Origin of the sequence: Pseudomonas sp. ATCC PTA-122608 (genome assembly GCF_001952855.1) — a bacterium.
GTDB lineage: Bacteria > Pseudomonadota > Gammaproteobacteria > Pseudomonadales > Pseudomonadaceae > Aquipseudomonas.
The window spans coordinates 249,800-271,551 of record NZ_LPNO01000013.1; the positions used below are offsets into that span (position 1 = coordinate 249,800).

Annotated in this window: 15 protein-coding genes and 1 pseudogene; 11 read left to right on the forward strand and 5 right to left on the reverse strand. The window is 61.4% G+C overall.

The window, feature by feature from the left end; genetic code table 11:
- Window positions 1-75 precede the first annotated feature (75 nt).
- The 3 genes from AU074_RS13945 to gcl all read right to left on the reverse strand — a co-directional run bounded on the left by AU074_RS13945 (window position 76) and on the right by gcl (window position 3,711).
- The gene (locus tag AU074_RS13945; protein WP_017477510.1) at window positions 76-966 is read right to left on the reverse strand and encodes a 2-hydroxy-3-oxopropionate reductase; all 891 of its coding nucleotides are present in this window, start codon (window positions 964-966) and stop codon (window positions 76-78) included.
- A 176-nt stretch (window positions 967-1,142) separates the two neighbouring features.
- Window positions 1,143-1,925: a hydroxypyruvate isomerase gene (hyi, locus tag AU074_RS13950; protein ID WP_076015202.1), complete on the reverse strand. Its 783-nt coding sequence runs from the start codon at window positions 1,923-1,925 to the stop codon at window positions 1,143-1,145.
- Between the two features lie 10 nt (window positions 1,926-1,935).
- Complete coding sequence (gcl, locus tag AU074_RS13955) at window positions 1,936-3,711, reverse strand: glyoxylate carboligase (protein WP_076015203.1); 1,776 nt, start codon at window positions 3,709-3,711, stop codon at window positions 1,936-1,938.
- Window positions 3,712-3,978: 267 nt separating this feature from the next.
- Between gcl and AU074_RS13960 the strand changes: the two genes are divergently transcribed.
- Window positions 3,979-4,419 (forward strand): heme-binding protein, encoded by a 441-nt coding sequence (locus AU074_RS13960; protein WP_076015204.1) that lies wholly within the window; start codon window positions 3,979-3,981, stop codon window positions 4,417-4,419.
- A 115-nt stretch (window positions 4,420-4,534) separates the two neighbouring features.
- Here AU074_RS13960 and AU074_RS13965 read toward each other — a convergent pair whose 3' ends face one another.
- Both AU074_RS13965 and AU074_RS13970 read right to left on the reverse strand, forming a co-directional pair.
- On the reverse strand, window positions 4,535-4,993 hold the full coding sequence (locus AU074_RS13965; protein ID WP_076015205.1) for a transposase: 459 nt from the start codon (window positions 4,991-4,993) through the stop codon (window positions 4,535-4,537).
- 206 nt (window positions 4,994-5,199) lie between these two features.
- Window positions 5,200-5,805, reverse strand: a complete 606-nt coding sequence (locus AU074_RS13970; protein ID WP_076015206.1) for a TetR/AcrR family transcriptional regulator — start codon at window positions 5,803-5,805, stop codon at window positions 5,200-5,202.
- Between the two features lie 144 nt (window positions 5,806-5,949).
- Between AU074_RS13970 and AU074_RS13975 the strand changes: the two genes are divergently transcribed.
- The 10 genes and pseudogenes from AU074_RS13975 to AU074_RS14020 all read left to right on the forward strand — a co-directional run bounded on the left by AU074_RS13975 (window position 5,950) and on the right by AU074_RS14020 (window position 21,736).
- Window positions 5,950-6,966 carry a LacI family DNA-binding transcriptional regulator gene (locus AU074_RS13975; RefSeq protein ID WP_076015207.1) on the forward strand — a complete coding sequence of 339 codons (1,017 nt, stop codon included), beginning with the start codon at window positions 5,950-5,952 and terminating at the stop codon, window positions 6,964-6,966.
- A 147-nt stretch (window positions 6,967-7,113) separates the two neighbouring features.
- Window positions 7,114-7,938, forward strand: a complete 825-nt coding sequence (locus AU074_RS13980) for an inositol monophosphatase family protein (protein WP_076015208.1) — start codon at window positions 7,114-7,116, stop codon at window positions 7,936-7,938.
- Between the two features lie 153 nt (window positions 7,939-8,091).
- Window positions 8,092-9,331: pseudogene (locus AU074_RS13985) on the forward strand (MFS transporter).
- A gap of 123 nt (window positions 9,332-9,454) precedes the next feature.
- The gene (locus tag AU074_RS13990; RefSeq protein WP_076015209.1) at window positions 9,455-10,165 is read left to right on the forward strand and encodes an oligogalacturonate-specific porin KdgM family protein; all 711 of its coding nucleotides are present in this window, start codon (window positions 9,455-9,457) and stop codon (window positions 10,163-10,165) included.
- Between the two features lie 15 nt (window positions 10,166-10,180).
- A complete protein-coding gene (locus AU074_RS13995) occupies window positions 10,181-11,458 on the forward strand; it encodes a histidine-type phosphatase (protein WP_076015210.1) in 1,278 nt (425 codons plus the stop codon).
- Window positions 11,459-11,528: 70 nt separating this feature from the next.
- Window positions 11,529-12,815 carry a histidine-type phosphatase gene (locus AU074_RS14000; RefSeq protein ID WP_076015211.1) on the forward strand — a complete coding sequence of 429 codons (1,287 nt, stop codon included), beginning with the start codon at window positions 11,529-11,531 and terminating at the stop codon, window positions 12,813-12,815.
- 174 nt (window positions 12,816-12,989) lie between these two features.
- Window positions 12,990-14,117, forward strand: coding sequence for an efflux RND transporter periplasmic adaptor subunit (locus AU074_RS14005; RefSeq protein ID WP_076015344.1), 1,128 nt, complete (start codon window positions 12,990-12,992; stop codon window positions 14,115-14,117).
- Window positions 14,118-14,130: 13 nt separating this feature from the next.
- Window positions 14,131-17,193 carry an efflux RND transporter permease subunit gene (locus AU074_RS14010; RefSeq protein ID WP_076015212.1) on the forward strand — a complete coding sequence of 1,021 codons (3,063 nt, stop codon included), beginning with the start codon at window positions 14,131-14,133 and terminating at the stop codon, window positions 17,191-17,193.
- Window positions 17,194-17,198: 5 nt separating this feature from the next.
- On the forward strand, window positions 17,199-20,324 hold the full coding sequence (locus AU074_RS14015) for an efflux RND transporter permease subunit (RefSeq protein ID WP_076015345.1): 3,126 nt from the start codon (window positions 17,199-17,201) through the stop codon (window positions 20,322-20,324).
- On the forward strand, window positions 20,321-21,736 hold the full coding sequence (locus tag AU074_RS14020; protein ID WP_076015213.1) for an efflux transporter outer membrane subunit: 1,416 nt from the start codon (window positions 20,321-20,323) through the stop codon (window positions 21,734-21,736). Before AU074_RS14015 ends, AU074_RS14020 begins: the two co-directional genes overlap by 4 nt.
- Window positions 21,737-21,752: the final 16 nt, after the last annotated feature.

The window sequence follows — 21,752 nt, forward strand, 5'->3', positions numbered from 1 at the left end:
TCGACATCCATGCTGACTGATACACCGCTTTCGCGAGCAAGCCCGCTCCCACATTCGATCGCATTTCAATGGGCGTTATTTATCGCGAATCGAAAAATTCGCCATATGTTCCAGGCCCTTGATCAGCGCCGAGTGGTCCCAGTTGCCGCCACCGATTGCGGTGCAGGTGCTGAACACCTGTTGGGTGCCGGCGGTGTTCGGCAGGTTGATTCCCAGCTCCTTGGCACCCGCCAGCGCCAGGTTCAAATCCTTCTGGTGCAGGCTGATGCGGAAGCCCGGGTCGAAGGTGCCCTTGATCATCCGCTCGCCATGCACTTCGAGGATTTTCGAGGAGGCAAAACCGCCCATCAGCGCTTCACGCACCTTGGCCGGGTCGGCGCCGTTCTTCGAGGCGAACAGCAGCGCTTCGGCCACCGCCTGGATGTTCAGGGCAACGATGATCTGGTTGGCCACTTTGGCGGTCTGACCATCGCCATTGCCGCCCACCAGGGTGATGTTCTTGCCCATGGCCTGGAACAGCGGCAGGGCGCGTTCGAAGGTGTGCGGGTCGCCGCCGATCATGATGCTCAGGGTGCCGGCCTTGGCGCCGACTTCACCACCTGAGACCGGTGCGTCGAGGTAGCGTGCGCCGGTCTCGTTGATCTTCGCGGCGAAGGCTTTGGTGGCGGTGGGCGAGATCGAGCTCATGTCGATCACTACTTTGTTCGGCCCAAGGCCTGCAGCAACGCCGTCGGCGCGGAACAGCACATCATCGACCTGCGGGGTGTCGGGCACCATAACGATGATGAACTCGGCTTCCTGAGCCACTTGCTGCGGGTTGGCCAGGGCCACCGCGCCAGCGTCGATCAATTCAGCTGGGGCCTTGCCATGGTGCTCGGAAAGGAACAGTTGGTGACCGGCCTTTTGCAGGTTGGCGGCCATGGGTTGGCCCATGATGCCGGTGCCGATAAATCCGATTTTAGCCATGATGAAAATCCTCTTATTGTTAGGTGTGCAGGCCTGGCGCGGCCTGCTAAACACAGGAGATCCACTGTGGGAGCGGGCTTGCTCGCGAATGGGGGCCGACATTCAGCATTGATGTCGACTGATCCACCGCTTTCGCGAGCAAGCCCGCTCCCACATTGGGTGCTGTGTTTGTTCAGTTAGATCGCGTTGTGGCTTTTGAGCCATCCCAGCCCGGCTTCAGTGGTGGTCAACGGCTTGTACTCACAGCCGACCCAACCCTGATAACCAATGCGGTCCAAATGTTCGAACAGGAAGCGGTAGTTGATCTCACCGGTGCCCGGCTCGTTGCGGCCCGGGTTGTCCGCCAGCTGGATGTGGTTGATCTCACCCAGGTGCGCGGCCATGGTGCGGGCCAGGTCGCCTTCCATGATTTGCATGTGATAGATGTCGTATTGCAGGAACAGATTGGCACTGCCCACCTGCTCGCGAATCGACAGGGCCTGCGCCGTGTTGTTCAGGTAGAAGCCCGGAATGTCGCGGGTGTTGATCATCTCCATCACAAGCCGGATGCCCACCGCTTGCAGCTTGTCGGCGGCGTACTTGAGGTTGGCGACGAAGGTTTTTTCCAGGGTGGCGTCATCCACACCGGCAGGACGAATCCCCGCCAGGCAGTTGATCTGGGTATTGCCCAGCACCTGGGCATAGGCGATAGCCAGGTTGACCCCGGCACGGAATTCCTCGACCCGATGCGGGTGGCACGCCAGGCCGCGTTCGCCCTTGGCCCAGTCACCGGCCGGCAGGTTGAACAGCACTTGGGTCAGTCCGTGGGCATCGAGTTGCGCCTTGATTTCAGCCGAGCTGAACTCATAGGGAAACAGGTATTCCACACCACTGAACCCCGCGTCGGCGGCGGCTTTGAAACGAGCAAGAAAGTCCTGTTCGGTAAACAGCATGGACAGGTTGGCGGCAAAACGCGGCATGGGGTTCTCCTTAATCGAGCAGTGAAATGGCAGTCGGTGCGTCGTTGCCCACCAGTGCCAGATCTTCGAATTCGTTGACGGCGTTGATCTCGGTGCCCATGGAAATATTGGTCACCCGCTCCAGAATGATTTCAACGATCACCGGCACCTTGAACTCTTCGATCATTTCCTGGGCCTTGCGCAGTGCAGGCTGGATCTGACCTGGCTCGAATACGCGCAGGGCCTTGCAACCCAGGCCTTCGGCGACGGCCACATGGTCGACGCCATAACCGTTGAGTTCCGGCGCGTTGAGGTTGTCGAAGGACAGCTGCACGCAGTAGTCCATTTCAAACCCGCGCTGGGCCTGGCGGATCAGGCCCAGGTAGGAGTTGTTCACCACCACGTGGATGTACGGCAGCTTGAACTGCGCGCCCACCGCCAGTTCTTCGATCATGAACTGGAAGTCATAGTCGCCGGACAGCGCCACGACTTTGCGGGTCGGATCAGCCTTGACCACACCCAGCGCCGCCGGAATCGTCCAGCCGAGCGGGCCGGCCTGGCCGCAGTTGATCCAGTGACGGGGTTTGTACACGTGCAGGAACTGCGCGCCGGCAATCTGCGAAAGGCCGATGGTGCTGACGTAGCAGGTGTCTTTGCCGAACACCTGGTTCATCTCTTCGTATACCCGCTGCGGCTTGACCGGCACGTTGTCGAAGTGGGTCTTGCGGTGCAGGGTGGCCTTGCGCTGCTGGCAGTCGTGCAGCCAGGCGCTGCGGTCCTTGAGCTTGCCGGCGGCTTTCCACTCGCGGGCCACTTCAATGAACATGGTCAGGGCAGAGCCGGCGTCGGAAACGATGCCCAGGTCCGGGGTGAATACGCGGCCGATTTGCGTCGGCTCGATGTCCACGTGAATGAATTTGCGGCCCTCGGTGTACACCTCCACCGAACCGGTGTGACGGTTGGCCCAGCGGTTGCCGATGCCCAGCACCACGTCCGATTTGAGCATCGTCGCGTTGCCATAACGGTGGGAGGTTTGCAGGCCGACCATGCCCACCATCTGTGGGTGATCGTCCGGAATCGTGCCCCAGCCCATCAGGGTCGGGATCACCGGAATGCCGGTCAATTCAGCGAATTCCACCAGCAACTCGCTGGCGTCGGCGTTGATCACGCCGCCACCGCTCACCAGCAATGGGCGTTCGGCCTGGTCCAGCAGGGCCAGGGCTTTTTCCACCTGGATGCGGGTCGCCAACGGCTTGGCCAGGGGCAGCGGCTGGTAGGCGTCGATGTCGAATTCGATCTCGGCCATTTGTACGTCGAATGGCAGGTCGATCAGCACTGGGCCTGGGCGACCGGAGCGCATTTCATAGAAGGCTTTCTGGAAGGCATACGGCACCTGGCCGGGCTCCATCACCATGGTTGCCCACTTGGTCACCGGCTTGACGATGCTGGTGATGTCGACAGCCTGGAAATCTTCCTTGTGCATCCGAGCACGGGGCGCCTGGCCGGTGATGCACAGGATCGGGATCGAGTCGGCCCAGGCGCTGTACAGACCGGTGACCATGTCAGTGCCCGCCGGGCCCGACGTGCCGATGCACACGCCGATATTGCCGGCCTTGGTGCGGGTGTAGCCCTCGGCCATGTGCGAGGCGCCTTCAACGTGGCGAGCAAGGACGTGATCGATGCCACCGACCTTCTGCAAGGCCGAATACAGCGGGTTGATCGCGGCGCCCGGGATACCGAAGGCGGTGTCGACCCCTTCACGGCGCATCACCAGGACAGCGGCTTCGATTGCTCTCATTTTGCTCATGTTTTTGGTGCCTCTTGCGTTTTGTAATTGTATACAAGTGGTGTTGGTCTGAAGTGTATTCACGGCGAGCGTGGCAGGTCAATCCATTTTCTTGGGTGGCCTTTACGTTCGTCGGAAGGCTTCTGGACAGGAATATTTCGACGTGTGGTGCGTATGTTTCGAAATATTGTATACAAAAAATAAATCTATTGTGTTCTATTTGTTTGATCCTGCTTTTGATCAAACAGAGCCCCACGGCTTTCCCATAACAAGATAAGGACGGCACCCATGAGCGCTTTAACCTTGAAAGTCGCAGTCAACCTGGCCAGCCACGCCATCGCGGCAGGCCGCACCATTTCGTCAGCGCCGCTGACCATTGCGGTACTCGACAGCGGCGGGCATTTGATTACGTTGCAACGCGAAGATGGCGCGAGCCTGTTGCGCCCGCAGATCGCGATCGGCAAGGCCTGGGGTGCGATTGCCCTGGGCAAGGGCTCGCGGCTGCTGGCGCTGGATGCGCAGCAGCGGCCGGCGTTTATTGCGGCGTTGAATAGTTTGGGGCAGGGCAGCGTGGTGCCGGCACCGGGCGGGGTATTGATTCGGGATCAGGACGGCGTGGTGCTGGGGGCAATCGGGATCAGCGGAGATACGTCGGATATTGATGAGCAGTGTGCGATCAGTGCGATTGAGGGGCAGGGGTTGTGGGCGGATGCGGGGGTGTCTGCTTGATTTGAGGTGACTGATGGATAGTCATCGCAGGCAAGCCAGCTCCCACAGTTGAATGTATTCACAAATCAAAATGTGGGAGCGGGCTTGCCCGCGATGGCGGCGACTCGGTCTCCAGTCAAAGCCAGATTGCATCCCACAGGGGGTAGTCGCCATATTTTTTCACGAGCCCCGCCCTCAAGGGATTGGCCACGATGTACCGAGCGATGCCCTCAAGGTTTTCTTCGCGCCGCACGGCATGATCATGGAAACCTGGTTGCCAAAGACGCCCTTTTCGCCCGGAAACAGCATTCACGACTCGAGTACTTTTGGATTTGACCTGGCGCATCAGGTCAGCCAACGAACCGTTTTCCAGCGAAATCAACCAGTGGAAATGATCGGGCATCACTACCCAGGCGAGTGAGGTTGCCAGTCGCTGGTTTTGCGCAATTCTGAATTGCTGAACAACCAGTCTGCCTAGCTTGAAGTCGCTGAATATTGGTTCGCGATGCAGTGTGTTGCTGGTCAGAAGATAAATTCGGTTGGGTTCGTTATAGCGGCCAGTGCGTAGACGACATGATGCGGGTAGATCAGGCATTCCGTTGCCCCTTTGCAGAAGTGAGTTCTGAAAGGCTAGATGGGAATGTTTTAAGGGGTGTTCCAGGTTTTGGCGGGATGTGTCCGGGAGATCGCTATCGCGGGCAAGCCCGCTCCCACAGAGGACTTGCGTCGTTCATACATTCTGTGTCTGGCACAAATCCAGTGTGGGAGCTGGCTTGCCTGCGATGGTTGCACCTCGGTCTATCAGTCCGGCTCACACCCTTTAAGCACCAACCGAATAATCGTCTGCGCCGCCGCCTCATAATCCGCGTCATCCAGCTTGACCTTCCCGGTCACCGCTGAAATCTGCCAGTCAAAATCCGCATACGTCTGCGTCGCCGCCCAGATACTGAACATCAAATGATGCGGATCAATCTCTGCAATCAGCCCTCGGTCCACCCAGCTCTGAATGCAGTCGATGTTGTGCTTGGCCTGGGCATTCAGCTGTTCCACCTGCTCGGGGCTCAAATGCGGGGCGCCGTGCATGATTTCGCTGGCAAACACTTTCGAGGCAAACGGCAAATCCCGGGAGATGCAGATCTTCGAGCGAATGTACCCGCTCAGCACTTCCTTGGGGTCGCCATCGGGATTGAACGGGGTGGAGGCCGCCAGGATCGGCTCGATGATGCTTTCGAGCACCTCGCGGTAGAGGTTGTCCTTGGACTTGAAGTAGTAGTAGACGTTGGGCTTGGGCAGCCCGGCCTTGGCGGCGATGTCGCTGGTTTTGGTCGCGGCGAAGCCCTTGTCGGCAAACTCCTCACTGGCAGCCCGCAGGATCAGTTCTTTGTTGCGCTCGCGAATGGTGCTCATAGACCAGGTCATTCCTTGCCAAGACAGGCGGTCGGGCATGGTAGCACCGGCTTTGCGCGAGCCTCAAGAATGCACCTGTCGCACGCTTTCCTTGAGGTGCGTTTGCCATTAACGTAACGCCTCTTTCGCAGTGGGCGGTTGACCATGGACGCTTCTGACAAAAACGTGATTACGGCCCTTGATGTGGCCCGGCATGCTGGTGTGTCCCGTTCGGCGGTCTCGCGTACGTTCACCGCTGGCGCCAGCGTAGCCCCGGCGACCCGCGAAAAAGTCCTGGCTGCGGCCAAGGCCCTGGGTTATCAGGTCAACATGATCGCCCGCACCATGAACAAGGGGAGCAGCAACTTTGTCGGCGTGGTCACGGCCGGTTTTGACAGCGCCTTTCGTGCCAGCCTCTTGAGCCCCATCGCCCACAGCCTGAGCCGTCGCGGCTTGATGCCGTTGCTGATGAATGCCGATGATCCGCAGCAGCTTGAGCAATCGTTGCACGCCTTGCTGAGTTACCAGATTGCCGGGGTGATTCTGACCTCGGCCTCGCCGCCCCTGTCGGTGGTCCAGCATTATCTGGACCGGCAGATTCCGGTGGCCATGATCAACCGAGGCCATGAGCTGGCTGGCGCTGAAGTCGTCGGCAGCGATAACCGTGCTGGTGGGCGGATGGCGGCCGAGGCGCTGCTCAAGGGTAGGGCCAGGCGCCTGGCGTTCATTGGCCAGGGCGAGCACAATTTCAGCAGCCGGGAGCGTTGGTTGGGATTTGCCGAGCGCTTGGCTGAAGCCGGTATCGAAGCGCAGACGGTGTTCAATGAAACCCCGGGCTACCAGGGCGGAATCCAGGCATTGCTGGCGTTGTTCAGCCAGGGCGAAGGTCCCGACGGAATCTTTTGTGCGACCGATATGCTGGCCCTGGGCGCACTCGATGCGCTGCGCTTCACCCTGAACATACAAGTGCCGCAACAGGTGCAGGTGATCGGGTTTGACGACATCGCCCAAGCCTCGCAACTGGCCTACGACCTGACCACCGTGCGCCAGGACAGCGTGCAACTGGCGCAACGGGCGGTGAATGCGATTGTGGCGCGGGGCGAGAATTTCATGCGAATCGCCGAGTTCGAGCCAGTGCCGGTGAAGCTGATTGAGCGCGGAAGCACTCGGTTTCAGAAATAAAATTTCATAATGCACTTGAAGAGAAAATTTATTTCGTGTTGTATGAGCAGTAATCGGTGATGGGTTGGTCTTCGCAAAAGGCTTGCCCTCACTTTTTTTTCCAAGACGCTTGCACACGTGTGCAATCATCGCTCAAGGGTAGGTTTTATGATTCAGGCACAGACGTTATCGGACCCGGATGAGCTGGCTGCGCGCTACGCCTTGGCACGTGAGGTCGCAAGTGAAGCGGCCCAACGCGGTATGGCGTATTACCGTCAGCGCGAGCAGTTGAACGTTGAGCACAAGGATTCGGTTCCCCAGGACGTCGTCAGCATCGCCGACCGGGAACTTGAAGTGTTTATCAAGGCGCGCCTGGCCGAGCGGTTCCCCGAGGATGGGTTTGTCGGCGAGGAGGGCGGCGCCGACGGATTGCAGGCCCGCTGCGTGTGGGTGGTGGACCCGATCGACGGCACTAGTTGCTTCGTCAACGGCCTGCACACCTGGTGTGTGTCCATCGGCTTGCTGGTGGACGGCCAGCCCTGGCTGGGTGCAGTGGCGGATGCCAACCATAACGAACTTTTCCACGCCTGCCGTGGCCTGGGCGCCTATGTCAACGACACACCGATTCGTGTCAGCCAGGCAGCGGATATTCGCTACGGCGTGACCGGCGTTGGCACTTCCCATCGACGTGGCAAAGAGCACTTCATTCCGTTTCTTTCCGGGTTGCTGGAGGGCGGCGGCATGTTCATCCGCAACGGCTCCGGTGCCTTGATGATTGCCTATGTCGCAGCCGGCCGGCTGGTGGGGTACTACGAAACCCATATCAACAGTTGGGACTGTGCCGCAGGGCTAGTGCTGGTCAGTGAAGCGGGTGGGCGCTGCAGCGATTTCCTTCGGGGCGATGGCTTGCTCGGCGGTAACCCGCTGTTGGTGGCCAGCCCTCAGGTTTACCCGCAACTGGCCGAGCTGATCGGTCCGTCACTGGAGGCCTGAGTCCCGCTTCAACGTACAGCCAATAATAACAATAGGAGACTGTCCGCCATGAGATCCATCCTGCAACTGTTCCATGCCGCACCGGCCCGGCCCGGCGTCGACGACCCCGATGGCCGCAGGTTTCGCCGCGCACGCTGGCTGACCTTTTTATCCATGTCCTTGAGCTATGCGCTGTTCTACGTGTGCAGGCTTTCCTTCAACGTCGCCAAGCCCGCATTGGTGGCCCAGAACATCCTCAGCCCGACGCAACTGGGCATGATCGGCTCGGCGCTGTTTTTCACCTATGCCGTGGGCAAGCTGGTCAATGGCTTCCTCGCGGACCACGCCAACGTGCGACGCTTCATGATGCTCGGCTTGTTGATCAGTGCAGTGGTAAATGCGTGCATGGGCCTGACCACGAACGCAGTGGTCCTGACCATCGCCTGGGGCATCAACGGGTGGGCCCAATCCATGGGCGTGGGGCCGTGCGTGGTGTCGCTGGCGCGCTGGTGGCACGTTCTATGGCTTCTGGTCGATTGCCCACAGCCTCGGTGAAGCGCTGACCTACATTGCGGTCGCGGCGATGATCGTGACCTGGGGCTGGCAATACGGTTACTGGCTGGCTACCGCGATGGGCTTGTTGGGCATGCTGCTGATCTACCTGTTCATGGCCGACTCGCCGCAAAGTGCAGGCTTTGCCGAAGTCGACAGCGACCGAGCGGAGGTGGTGTCGAAGACCATCGGCAAATGGGGCGCGCAACTGGCACTGCTGAAGAACCCGGCGCTGTGGTTGCTGGCGCTGGCGTCGTGCCTGATGTACATCGGCCGTTATGCAGTGATTTCCTGGGGCGTGTTTTTCCTTGAGAACGCCAAGGGCTACACCACGCTGTCGGCCTCGGCGCTGATCTCCATTACCGGCGTGTTCGGGATTGTTGGCACCGGTCTGAGCGGGCTGATTTCCGACCGTTTCTTCAGTGGTCGGCGCCACGGCCTGGCGATTCTGTTTGGCCTGATGAACAGTGCTTCCCTGGGGATGATGCTGTTCCTGCCGGGTGGCCATTACTGGCTGGACGCCGCGGCGATGATGCTGTTCGGCCTGTCCATGGGCGCATTGCTGTGCTTCCTCGGCGGCTTGATGGCCGTGGATATCGCCGCCAAAAGCGCGGCCGGTGCGGCGCTGGGCATGATCGGGATTGCCAGTTATGCAGGGGCGGCAGCTGGTGAAATTCTCACGGGTGTGTTGATCGAGCATGGCACCACGCTGGCCGCGGACGGGAGCAAGCTGTACGACTTCCATACCTTGTCGCTGTTCTGGATCGGTGCCTCGCTGGTCTCGGTAGTGATGACCGCACTGTTTTCCGGGCAGGTTTACCGCCGGCAACGGCATGCAGTGGCCAAGCCTTTAACCAACTAATAAACCCAGGTTTCAAACAATCCGAGTGATCCGGAAAAGGAGTACGTCTGCGCGTATAAAAAGCCGTCGTGGGAAGTTGTCTTGACATTAAAAATAAAAATAACAGGTACAAAGATGAAGAAAATGAGCGTTAACCCTAATAAGAAAGCAATCCGGCGTATCTCGCTGATCGGTTTGGTAGTGGCCTCTACCACCGCCCATGCCCTTGAGCTGGATTACCAACATCAGTATTCGGAAGTTGATCGCGAGCACAAAGACAAGGTCATGCTCACCCAGGCACTGGACAATGGGCTGGCGTTCTCGTTCGAGTCAGTGATGAACACTGCGCCCGACAAGGACGGCCAACCCGGCAAAGCGTTTTCGCGCCTGACCAAGGATGAACTCAAGGCCAAGGTCAAGTACAGCCACAAGCTGGGGCCTAAATGGAAGGTCAAGCCCAAGTTCACTTATGCCGTGGCCAAGGACAAGAAGTCCTATAAACCGTCATTGAAAGTTTCTTACGCCGTCACTGAAAAGTTCTCCATCACGCCGGGTTATTACTACAAGCTCACCCACTACGACGCGTCGGGCAAAGAAGATAAAAAAGATAACGTTATTGAGCTGGGTGCCAAATACAAGTTTGGGCAATTGTCGGTGGGCGTAGGCCGTAAGCAGATTTACAGCGACCAAGTGGTGTTCGACGGCACGAAGAATAACTACAGCAATAAGGTGTTGTTTGAGTACAAGGTGAACAAACAATTTACGCCTTATCTGGAGGTGGCCGACGTGTACGTCGACAAGAACACCGACCAGCGCCAGGCCCGCTATCGCCTGGGTTTCAAGTACGAATTCTGATCAAGGAGACTGCGCATGACCGTATTCAAACGAACGGGCCTGGCTGTCGCCGCGCTCACGCTGTGTGCGGGCCTTCAAGCCGCCGAAAGCAGCCACTATGTATTGGAAAAAGCCGTACAGGTCAGCCGCCATGGTGTGCGTTCGCCCACCGACACCGACAAACTGGTCAAAGCCACGGGCCGCGACTGGACGCCGTGGTTGGTGCAGGACGGCGAGTTGACCGGCCATGGCTACCTGGCTGCCAGCCAGATGGGCACCTGGCAGGCCGCCTATTATCGCAACGCGGGCCTGTTGGCTGACGGCTGTCCGCAGCCGGGAAGTGTGGTCGCCGTCGCCAGCCCCAAGCAACGCACCCGATCCACCGCTGCCGCGCTGCTGGACGGCATGTTCCCCGGCTGTGGCGAAAAGGCCCGGGCGCGGAGCAAGCCTGACCCGCTGTTCCAGACCGATGAAATGCCCTTCGCCAAACTTGACCCGGCCATCGCCAAGGCGCAGATACTGCAAGCCCTCGGCGGCACTCTTCAAGCGGCCCAGGAGCGCTTGCGACCGGACCTGGAACGCCTGAAAGACGCTGTGTGCGAAACCGGCAAAGCCTGCCCGTTCTTCGATACCCCTTGGGCACTGAAGGAAGGCGATGGCGGGCGCTTCAAGATCAAAGGCCTGGACAAGGCCTCGTCCATGGCCGAGACCATTCGCCTGCAATACAGCGAAGGCATGCCCCTGGCCGACGTGGCCTTTGGTCACGCCAGGGATGCAGCACAAGTCTCGGCGCTGGGGCGCTTGCACAGGGCCAAATACGACTTCATCAATGACACGACCTACATTGCCAGCCGTGGGGGTTCGCAGTTGATGAACCAGATTGTGCTGGCCCTGGAGCAGGGCACGGCGCTGGAAAAAAATGATCCTCTAGGCAACCCGCCACCTGCGCGCCTGTTAATGTTGGTGGCCCACGACACCAACATCTCGCACCTGCGCACGATGCTGGGCTTTACCTGGGCGCTGGGCGAGTACCAGCCGGGCAATATCCCGCCGACCGGCACACTGGCATTCGAGCGTTACCGCGACAGCCAGACCGGTGAGCGTTTTGTTCGCACACGGTTCATTACCCAAGGCATGGACCAGATCCGCGCGTTGCAGCCGTTGGACGTTGCGCACCCGCCGTTGCAAACGGACTTCGATCAGCCCGGCTGCCAACACACCGCTGTCGGGACCCTGTGCCCGATCGCGCAATTCGTCGAACGCACCGGCCACACAATTGACCGTTCGGCGCTGACGGCTTACCGCTACCCTTGACCCTGCGCGGCCATTCCCGTTTGCCATGAGCGGGATTGGCTCGTACGTTCACCCGAAACAGGATGCTCGCATGCCTTCTCTCACACGCTTTACCCCCTTTTTACTGCTGGGCCTGATCTCGGCGTATTCGGTGCAGGCGGCGCCGGCCGACGGTTTTGTGCTGGACAAGGTGGTGCAGGTCAGCCGTCATGGCGTACGACCGCCCACCGACAGCGCCAAACTGGCCAAGGCCATCGGCCGCGAGTTGCCCAACTGGACGGTGCCGGACGGGCACCTGACCGGCCATGGCTACGCCGCGGCGGTGGAAATGGGCCGCTACCGTGGCCAGGTGCTGCGCGCTGCGGGCTTGTTGCCCAGCGGCTGCCCGGGCCCAGGCGAAGTATTCGTTCGCGCCAGTCCCCTGCAACGTACCCAGGCCACGGCCACGGCCCTGCTTGATGGCCTTTTCCCGGGTTGTGGCTTACAGCCGAGCGTGGTGCAGGGCGACAAGGATGCGTTGTTCCAGGCCGATAAAATGCCGTTCGCGCGACTTGATCCCCGGCGTGCCGAAGACAGTGTGCTGGAGCGCATGGGCGGCAGCGTTGTCGGCGCTCAAGCGCGTTACCAGGTTGCCGAACAGCAATTGCGCAGTGTCATCTGCGGTGAGGCCAGCGCGTGCCAATACCGCGATCAACCCTGGCAACTGGTCGAAGATGAAGATGGTCGCGTCGCCATCAAAGGCCTGAGCCTGGAAGCCAACCTGGGGGAAACCTTCCGCCTGGAATACAGCGAAGGCCTGCCGCTGTACCAGGTGGCGTTCGGTCATGGCGCAACGGTGCAACAGGTCGCGCAACTGACCACGTTGACCAAGGCCAAGTACGACTTCATCAACGACAGCCTCTACATTGCCAGCCGCGGTGGCTCGCAGCTGATGAACCAGATTTCCCTGGCCCTCAAGCAAGGCACGCCCCAGGCCGCAACGGATGCCCTGGGCAACCCGCCGGACGTACGTTTCACCCTGCTGGTGGCCCACGACACCAACATTTCCTATCTGCGCACCTTGCTGGGTTTTCGCTGGACCCTGGGGGACTACCTGGAAGGCAACATTCCACCGGTAGGCAGCCTGCAGTTCGAGCGCTACAAGCAGCTCAAGACCGGTCGCTATTTCCTGCGGGTGGCATTCGAGGCGCAATCCCTGGGGCAAATCCGCCAGTTGGCGCCGCTGACCGCGGCGCAGCCGCCCTTGCATGCGGACCTCGCCAGTGGAAAAGGCTGTGTCAGCACCCAGGCCGGTTTGCTGTGCCCGATGGAAGTGGCACTCAAACGCCTTGACCAGCACATCGATCGCACGGCGCTGACAGCCTACAGCTATCGTTGATGATCGTTACGCAGCCCCTGTGCCTCGGGGCTTGCAGCTGACTTTGTCTGTCTTGATGCTGAACGCATTCACGGTCGTACAGGCACAGGCCGGGCGCGCTGCTAGAGTTCAGGGCAGCGAGTGGCCGATCAGGTGGCTCGCCCCATCCTGATTTCGGCGTTCGAGAGAGAAACCGTGGAGAACAGCAGACGACGTACGTTCGCCTGGGCAGTTGGCACGTTGTTACTGCTAGCGTTGTTGATTGCCTTGGGTTTGCACTTCTTTGCAGGTGGGCACAAAGGCAAGCCACCCGCACCCGGTGAACCGGTCGCCGTGGTGCCTGTCGCCTTGCAGGACGTGCCGGTCTACATCGATGCCCTAGGCACCGTCACGCCGACCCGCAGTGTGACCGTGGTCACCCAGGTCGATGGCATCCTCAGCAGCGTGGAATTCAAGGAAGGCCAGCACGTCAGCAAGGGCCAGGTGATTGCGCGGATCGATGACCGTGCCCTCAAGGCCCAACTGGCCGTGGCCAAGGGTACCCTGGCCCACGACCAGGCCGTGTTAAGCAATGCCCAGCGCGATTTGGCACGCTACCGCGAACTGGTCAAGGCCGGCTCCACCAGCCAGCAAACCGTCGATACCCAGGCGTCCCTGGTTCAGCAACAACTGGGCACCGTGGCCGCCGACCAAGGCAATGTGCAGAACCTTGAAGTGCAGGTCGGTTACTGCACCATCACCTCGCCGGTCGACGGTGTGGTGGGCCTGCGCCTGGTAGACCCGGGCAACTACGTCACCACCACCAGCACCACCGGCATTGTGGTAATTACCCAGATGAACCCGGCCACCGTGGTGTTCGCGGTGCCCGAGGACGACTTGGGCGCTATCAACCAGGCCCTGGGCCGTGGCGCTGTGACGGTGCTGGCCTACGACCGCAATAAAAAAGCCCTGCTGGCCACCGGCAGCCTGTTGGCCCTGGATAACCAGGTAGACACCACCACCGGCACCATCAAGGTCAAGGCGCAGTTCGATGATTCGGGCAATGCGCTGTTCCCCAACCAGTTCGTCAATGCGCGCCTGAAGGCCGACACCTTGACCCAGGTCGCCGTGGTGCCCACCCGGGCGATCCAGCATGGCAGCAAGGGCGATTTCGTGTTCGTGGTGAATGGCGACAAGGCCAGTCTGCGCAACATCAAGACCGGCCCGTCGATGGGTGATGTGTCGGCGGTGCTCGAGAGCGGGGTCAAGCCGGGGGAGCAGGTGATCACCGAAGGCGCCGACAAGCTGGATGACGGTTCGACCGTGAAGGTCGTCGCCCAGTGAGGAGCTGCCGAGCATGAACATTTCGCGGCCCTTTATCGAACGTCCCGTCGCCACCACCTTGATGATGGTGGCGGTGCTGTTGCTCGGCCTGTTGGGGTATCACTTGCTGTCGGTGTCGGCCTTGCCCGAAGTCGATTACCCGACCATCCAGGTTTTCACCCAATACCCCGGCGCCAGCCCGGACGTGGTCAGCTCGTCGATTACCGCGCCGCTGGAACGTCAACTCGGTGAGATGCCGGGCCTCAAATCCATGAATTCCACCAGCTCCGACGGCGCTTCGGTGGTGACCCTGCAATTCGACCTGTCGCTGTCCCTGGACGTCGCCGAACAGGAGGTGCAGGCCGCGATCAACGCCGCCGGCACTTTCCTGCCTGCCAACCTGCCGTACCCGCCGGTGTACAGCAAGGTCAACCCGGCGGATGCACCGGTGTTGACCCTGTCCCTGACCTCCGACGTATTGCCGCTGACCAAGGTCGAAGACCTCGCCGACACGCGCCTGGCGCAGAAGATCTCGCAGATCACCGGCGTCGGTCTGGTGACCATCAGCGGCGGCCAGCGTCCGGCGGTGCGGGTCGAGGCGAATACCTCGGCGCTCAACAGTCTTGGCCTGTCCATCGACGACCTGCGCAGCTCGCTCGGCACGGCCAACGTCAATCAGGCCAAGGGCAATATCGACGGCAAGTTCCAGGCGTATTCCATCGGTGCCAACGACCAGCTGCAATCGGCCGAGGAATACCGCGACCTGGTGATCGCCTATAAAAACGGCGCGCCGATTCGCCTGTCGCAGATCGCCACTTCCACCCAGGGCCCGGAGAACCCGCGCCAGGCCGCGTGGACCAACAGCACGCCGTCGATTGTGCTGAACATCCAGCGCCAACCCGGCGCCAACGTGATTCAAGTGGTCGACCGCGTGCAGCAATTGCTGCCCAAGCTGCGGGCCAGTTTGCCGGGCACCTTGAAGGTCGAGGTGCTGACCGACCGCACGCAAACCATCCGCGCCTCGGTCACCGATGTGCAGTACGAACTGGCCATGGCCATCGCGCTGGTGGTGATCGTGATTTTCGCGTTCCTGCGCAACGTGCCGGCCACGATCATTCCCGCCGTCACCATTCCGTTGACGCTGGTGGGTACCCTGGCAGTGGCCTATGCGTTGGGCTTCTCCCTGAACAACCTGACGCTGATGGCGCTGACCATCGCCATCGGATTCGTGGTGGACGACGCCATCGTGATGATCGAAAACATCACGCGCTATATCGAGGCGGGAGACTCACCGCTGGAGGCGGCGCTCAAGGGCTCGGAGCAAATTGGCTTCACGATTATTTCGCTGTCCATCGCCCTGATCGCAGTGATGATCCCGCTGCTGTTCATGGGCGATGTTGTCGGCCGGTTGTTCCGTGAATTCGCCATGACCGTGGCCGTGACCATTGTTATCTCAGCCTTCATCTCGCTGACCCTGACGCCGATGATGTGCGCGCGAATGTTGAAGAATAAGCACCAGGAGCGCCGCGCGGATTTCTTCGACCGCATCAACACCCACTACGTGCGTGGCCTCGACTGGGTACTGGCGCATCGCACGTTAACGCTGATCTCGATAGCGCTCACCGCCGCGCTGACCCTGATGATTCTGGTGATCATGCCCAAGGGCTTTTTCCCCGACCAGGACACCGGCCTGATCCAGGGTATTTCCCAGGCGGCGCCGACGGTTTCGTTCCAGCAGATGCAGACCGAACAACAACGTCTCGCCGCCCGAATCCTCAAGGACCCGGCCGTGCAAAGCCTGTCGTCCTTCGTCGGGATTGACCAGACCAACCCGACCATCAACCAGGGCAACCTGCTGATCAACCTCAAGCCGCGGGGTGAACGTGACAGCGCCACCAAAGTGATCCGCCGGCTCTCCGATGCCAACGCCGACGACGCTGGGATCCGCCTGTACCTGCACTCGGTGCAGGACCTGACCCTCGACGCCACGGTGTCCACCACCAGCTACCGCCTGGGTCTGCAAGCCACCGACCCGGACGAACTGGAAACGTGGACCAACAAGCTGCTGGCCGCGATCAAGCAAGACCCGATGTTCACCGACGTGCAAAGCCAGGCGATGCAGTTCGGCAACCAGATCCAGCTGACGTTCGACCGCGCCACCGCCTCGCGGCTGGGCATCACGCCCCAGGCGATCGATGACGTGCTGTACGACGCCTTCGGCCAGCGCCAGGTGTCGACGATCTACACCCAACTCAACCAGTACCACGTGGTAATCGCCACCGACCATCCGCCGCGCAACTTGCCTGACCTGCTCACGGGGTTGTACGTGGACATCCCGGGTGGCGGTGTCGCGCCGCTGTCGAGCATGGCGACGCTGCAGGTGGTGCGGGCCCCCGTCACCATTAACCGGCTGGGCCAGTTTCCGTATGCCGACGTGTCGTTCAACCTCGCGCCCGGCCAGACCCTTGGCGCGGCGGTGACGCGGCTCAAGGACATCGAGGCCAAGGTCGGCTTGCCGCTGTCGGTGCAGGCCAACCTCGAAGGTGCGGCGGCGACGTTCGAGCAATCGCTGTCGAATCAGGTGTTCCTGGTGGTGGCGGCGATTGTGGTGGTGTACCTGATGCTGGGGATTCTGTACGAGAGCTTTGTGCACCCGGTGACGATCCTTTCGACGCTGCTCTCGGCGGCACTCGGAGCCTTGCTGGCGCTGCTGGCGACCGGCACGCAGTTCGACATTATCGGTTTGATCGGCATTGTGTTGCTGATCGGCATCGTGATGAAAAACGGCATCATGATGGTCGACTTTGCCCTGGAGTTATTACGTGAGGGTGGCCTGAGCCCCACGGCGGCGATCCGTCAGGCGGCGGAGTTGCGGTTCCGGCCGATCCTGATGACCAGCATGGCCTCGCTGTTCGGCGCGGTGCCGCTGGCGCTGGGGACGGGGATTGGCTCGGAGCTGCGTCATCCACTGGGCATCGCGATTATCGGCGGGTTGTTGCTCAGCCAACTGCTGACGCTGTTTTCCACGCCGGTGATCTTTCTTGCCATGCACAGCCTGGGGCAGCGCTTCAGCCGCCGTCCGGCTGAAGCGGTCTGATGGCGATGAACCTCAGCGCGCCGTTTGTTCGCCGCCCGATTGCAACCACCTTGATGGCGGCCGGCCTCGCGTTGTTCGGCGCGTTGGCCTTTATGTTGCTGCCGGTGGCGCCGCTGCCGGAGGTGGATTTCCCCACCATCAGCGTCAGCGCCTCGTTGCCCGGTGCCGATCCCACCACGGTTGCCAGCTCAGTGGCCACGCCCCTGGAGCGCCAGTTCGGGCAGATCGCCGGGGTCACGCAGATGACCTCGTCCAGCAGCCTCGGCTCGGCGCGGATCATCCTGCAGTTCGACCTGAACCGCGACATCGACGGCGCCGCCCGGGACGTGCAGGCCGCGATCAACGCCGCCCGCAGCAACCTGCCCAGTGACCTGTCGGGCAACCCGACGTACCGCAAGGTCAACCCGGCCGACTCGCCGATTTTGATCATCAGCCTGACCTCCGACAGCGCCACGCCGGGGCAGATGTATGACGTGGCCTCGACCCTGCTGGAGCAGAAGTTGTTGCAGACCACCGGCGTCGGTGACGTGACGGTGGGCGGCGGCGCGCTGCCGGCGGTGCGGGTGGAGTTGAACCCCGACCGGCTCAACCAGTACGGCGTGAGCCTGGAGCAGGTGCGCCAGGTGATCAACGCCTCCAACGTCAACCTGCCCAAGGGCAACGTGGCCATCGGCGACCGTAACTACGGCATTGCCGCCAACGACCAGTTGCTCAACGAAGAGGACTACGGGCCGCTGGTGGTCAAGGCCCACAACGGCGACCTGATCCATATCTCCGACCTGGGCTACGTGCGTGAAGACGTGCAGGACCTGCGCAACTTCGGCCTGTCCAACGGCAAGCCGGCGGTGCTGCTGGTGGTGTTCAAGCAGCCGGGGGCCAACGTGATCGAGACGGTGGACGCGGTGAAAGCCTCGCTGCCGTTTCTGCAAAGCTCGATTCCGGCGACGATCAAGCTCAACTTGCTGATGGACCGCACCACCACTATTCGCGCCTCGTTGCACGACGTCGAGATCACGTTGCTGGTGTCGATCCTGTTGGTGACGTTGGTCACGTTCGGTTTCTTCCGCGACTGGCGCAGCACCCTGGTGCCGGCGATCGTGGTGCCGCTGTCGCTGCTCGGCACCTTTGGCGCGATGTACTTCCTCGGCTACAGCCTGAACAACCTGTCACTCATGGCGCTGACCATTTCCACCGGTTTTGTGGTGGACGATGCGATCGTGGTGGTGGAAAACATCATGCGCCACCTGGAGCGCGGCAAGACCCGGGTGGAGGCCGCGCTGGAAGGGGCCCGTGAAGTCGGCTTTACGGTACTGACCATCAGCGTGTCCCTGGTGGCGGTGTTTATTCCGCTGCTGCTGATGGGCGGGATTGTCGGGCGGCTGTTCCGTGAGTTTTCGGTGTCGTTGTCGGTGGCCATCGTGATTTCGATGGTGATCTCCCTGACGGTCACGCCGATGCTCGCCAGTGTGCTGTTGCGCGCGCCGAAGGAGATTCACCAAGGCAACGAACATCCGGATTCACGTTTTCACCGCTTCTACGATCGCACCCTGGGTTGGGTGATCGACCATACGGTGCTGATGGGGTTCGGCACGGTGTTGGTGATCGTCCTCGCCGGCGTGTTGTATGTGCTGGTGCCCAAGGGCTTTTTCCCCCAGGAAGACACCGGGCGCTTGCAGGGCAGCATCCTGGCGAACCAGAGCATTTCCTACGGGGCGATGCAGAAGGACTTCACCGAGATCAACCGCAAGGTGATGAAAAACCCGAATATCGAAACCGCCGCCGGGTTTGTCGGCGGCGGCGGAGGCGGCGGTGGGGCGGTCAACAGCGCGCAGATGTTTGTCTTGCTCAAGCCGCTGGGGGAGCGCAAGGACAGCGCTACCGAAGTCATCGGGCAAATCCGTCGCAGCCTCGGCGACCTGCCCGGCACCAAGCTGTATTTGCAGTCGGCCCAGGACATCACCGTGGGTGGCCGGCAAAGTGGCGCGCAGTACCAATACACCCTGACCGCCGATGACCAGGAATCGCTGGATGAATGGGTGCCCAAGGTGGTGGCGGTGCTGCGTAAGTTTCCACAACTGACCGACCTCAATACCGACCAGCAGGACAACAGCCTGCTGGCCAATGTGCAGATCAATCGCGACACGGCGGCGCGCCTCGGGGTGAGTATCTCGGCGGTCGACCAGGCGCTGTACGACGCCTTTGGCCAGCGCCAGGTCGCCACCCTGTATCGCGCGGCCAACCAGTACCACGTGGTGATGGAAATCGCCCCGGAATACTGGACCGACCCTTCCGCGCTCAAGGGCATTTACGTGCCGACGGGCACCCAGGCCACGACCACCAAAGGCACTACGGCAGCGCCCAACCTGACCACCGGACAGACGCTGGTGCCGCTGTCGGCGCTGGCGGACAACACGGTGGCGCGCACCGCGATTTCCATCAGTCACCAGGGCACGTTCCCGGCGGTGACCATCTCGTTCAATCTGGCCCCCGGCACGTCCATCGGCCAGGCGACGGCGATGGTGGACGATGCAGTGAAGCAACTGCGCATGCCCGCCAGTGTGGTCGGCCAGTTTGCCGGTACGGCCCAGGTGTTCCAGTCGTCGGTGGCCAGCGAGCCGTTGCTGATCGTCGCCGCGCTGCTCTCGGTGTATATCGTGCTGGGCATCCTCTACGAAAACCTGATGCACCCGCTGACCATCCTCTCGACCTTGCCCTCGGCCGGTGTCGGTGCGTTGATCGCCTTGCTGCTGACCGGCACCGAGCTGTCGATCATTGCGCTGGTGGGGGTGATTCTGTTGATCGGTATCGTGAAGAAGAACGCGATCATGATGATCGACTTCGCGATCACCGAGCGGCGGGAGTTCGGCCTCACGGCCAAGGAAGCGATTCGCCGGGCCTGCCTGATCCGCTTTCGGCCGATCATGATGACCACCCTGGCGGCGATCCTTGGCGCGCTGCCGCTGGTGCTCGGTACCGGCTACGGTTCGGAGTTGCGTCGGCCGTTGGGGATTTCGATTATTGGTGGCCTGCTGTTCAGCCAGGTGCTGACGCTGTACACCACCCCGGTGATTTACCTGTGGCTTGACCGGGCGTCACAGCGCCTGGGTCGGCGTAAGGAAGCAAAGTTATGAACGTGAAATACAGCGTGCTTTGCATCAGCCTGCTGCTCGGCGGCTGCATGGTCGGGCCCGATTACCAGAAGCCCGCCATGGAACTGCCGCAGACCTTCAAGGAAGGCGCGCAGTGGCAGCGCGCGGCGGCCAACCCCCAAGGGGCGATGGACAGTCAGTGGTGGCTGGCTTATCAGGATCCGGTGCTGAACGACCTGGTGGCGCGCTCGGCGAAGGCCAACCAGTCGATCATCGCGGCGGAGGCGGCTTATCGTCTGGCCCAGGCACAGGTGGCGTCCAGCCGGGCGGGGTTGTGGCCCACCGTTGGCGTAGGGTTGTCGGGTACGCGGGGAACGGCGGGCAGCGGCACGTCGAGCACCGTCACCAACGCTGGCGGCGTGGAAAACAGTGTCAGCGCAACCTTGACCGCCAGTTGGGAACCGGACCTGTGGGGCCTGGTGCGGCGCGGGATAGAGTCCAGCCAGGCCACGGCCCAGCAATCCGATGCGTTGCTGGCCGGGGTGCGGCTGTCCATCAGCTCCAGCGTGGCGAGTAACTACCTCGCCCTGCGGCAGATGGATATCGACGTGCGCCTGTTGCAGCAGCAACAGACTATCAACCAGAAGTTGCTGGACATGATCCAAGTGCAGTTCACCCAGGGCGTCGCCACCAACGACCAGTTGCTGGTGGCCCAGGATCAACTGACCACTTCGATTGCCGACCTGCAGACCTCGCTGCGCGACCGCGAGCAATACGAACACGCGCTTGCGGTGCTGGTGGGCGTGGCGCCGAGCGAGTTTGCCGTAGCTGCGCGGGATGACTACCGCTTCGTGCTGCCGCTTCCCCCTTTGACCCTGCCTTCGACCTTGCTGCAACGGCGTCCCGATGTGGTCGCGGCGGAGCGTTCGGCCGCGGCGGCCAACGCGAAAATCGGCGTGGCCGAAGCCGCGTTTTTCCCGACGCTGGACCTCACCGCCGAGGCCGGCTATCGCGGCAGCGCCCTGGGCGGATTGTTCTCCTTGCCCAATCGCATCTGGACGTTGGGGCCGGCGCTGGCGCAAACGCTATTTGACGGCGGCGCCCGTGAAGCGGCGGTCAGGCAGGCCGAGGCCAGCTACGACCAGATCGCCGCCAACTACCGGGGCACCGTGCTCAGCGCCTTGCAGAACGTCGAAGACAACCTATCGGCGATCAACCATCTGCAAACCCAGGCCGATGCGTTCCAGCAGGTCTACCAGCGCAATCAGCAACTGTTCGGCAGCCAGGAAGCGCAACTGCGCGCCGGTACTGTCAGCCAGGAGAATGTGCTGACCCAGCAACTGGTGCTGCTGCAAGCCGAGCAGAATCTTCGCGACACCCAGGGCCAACTCAGCCAGGGCAGTGTGGCGCTGATCCAGAGCCTGGGCGGCGGTTGGCAAACCCCTCAGCACTGAACGGCTCGCTAACCCG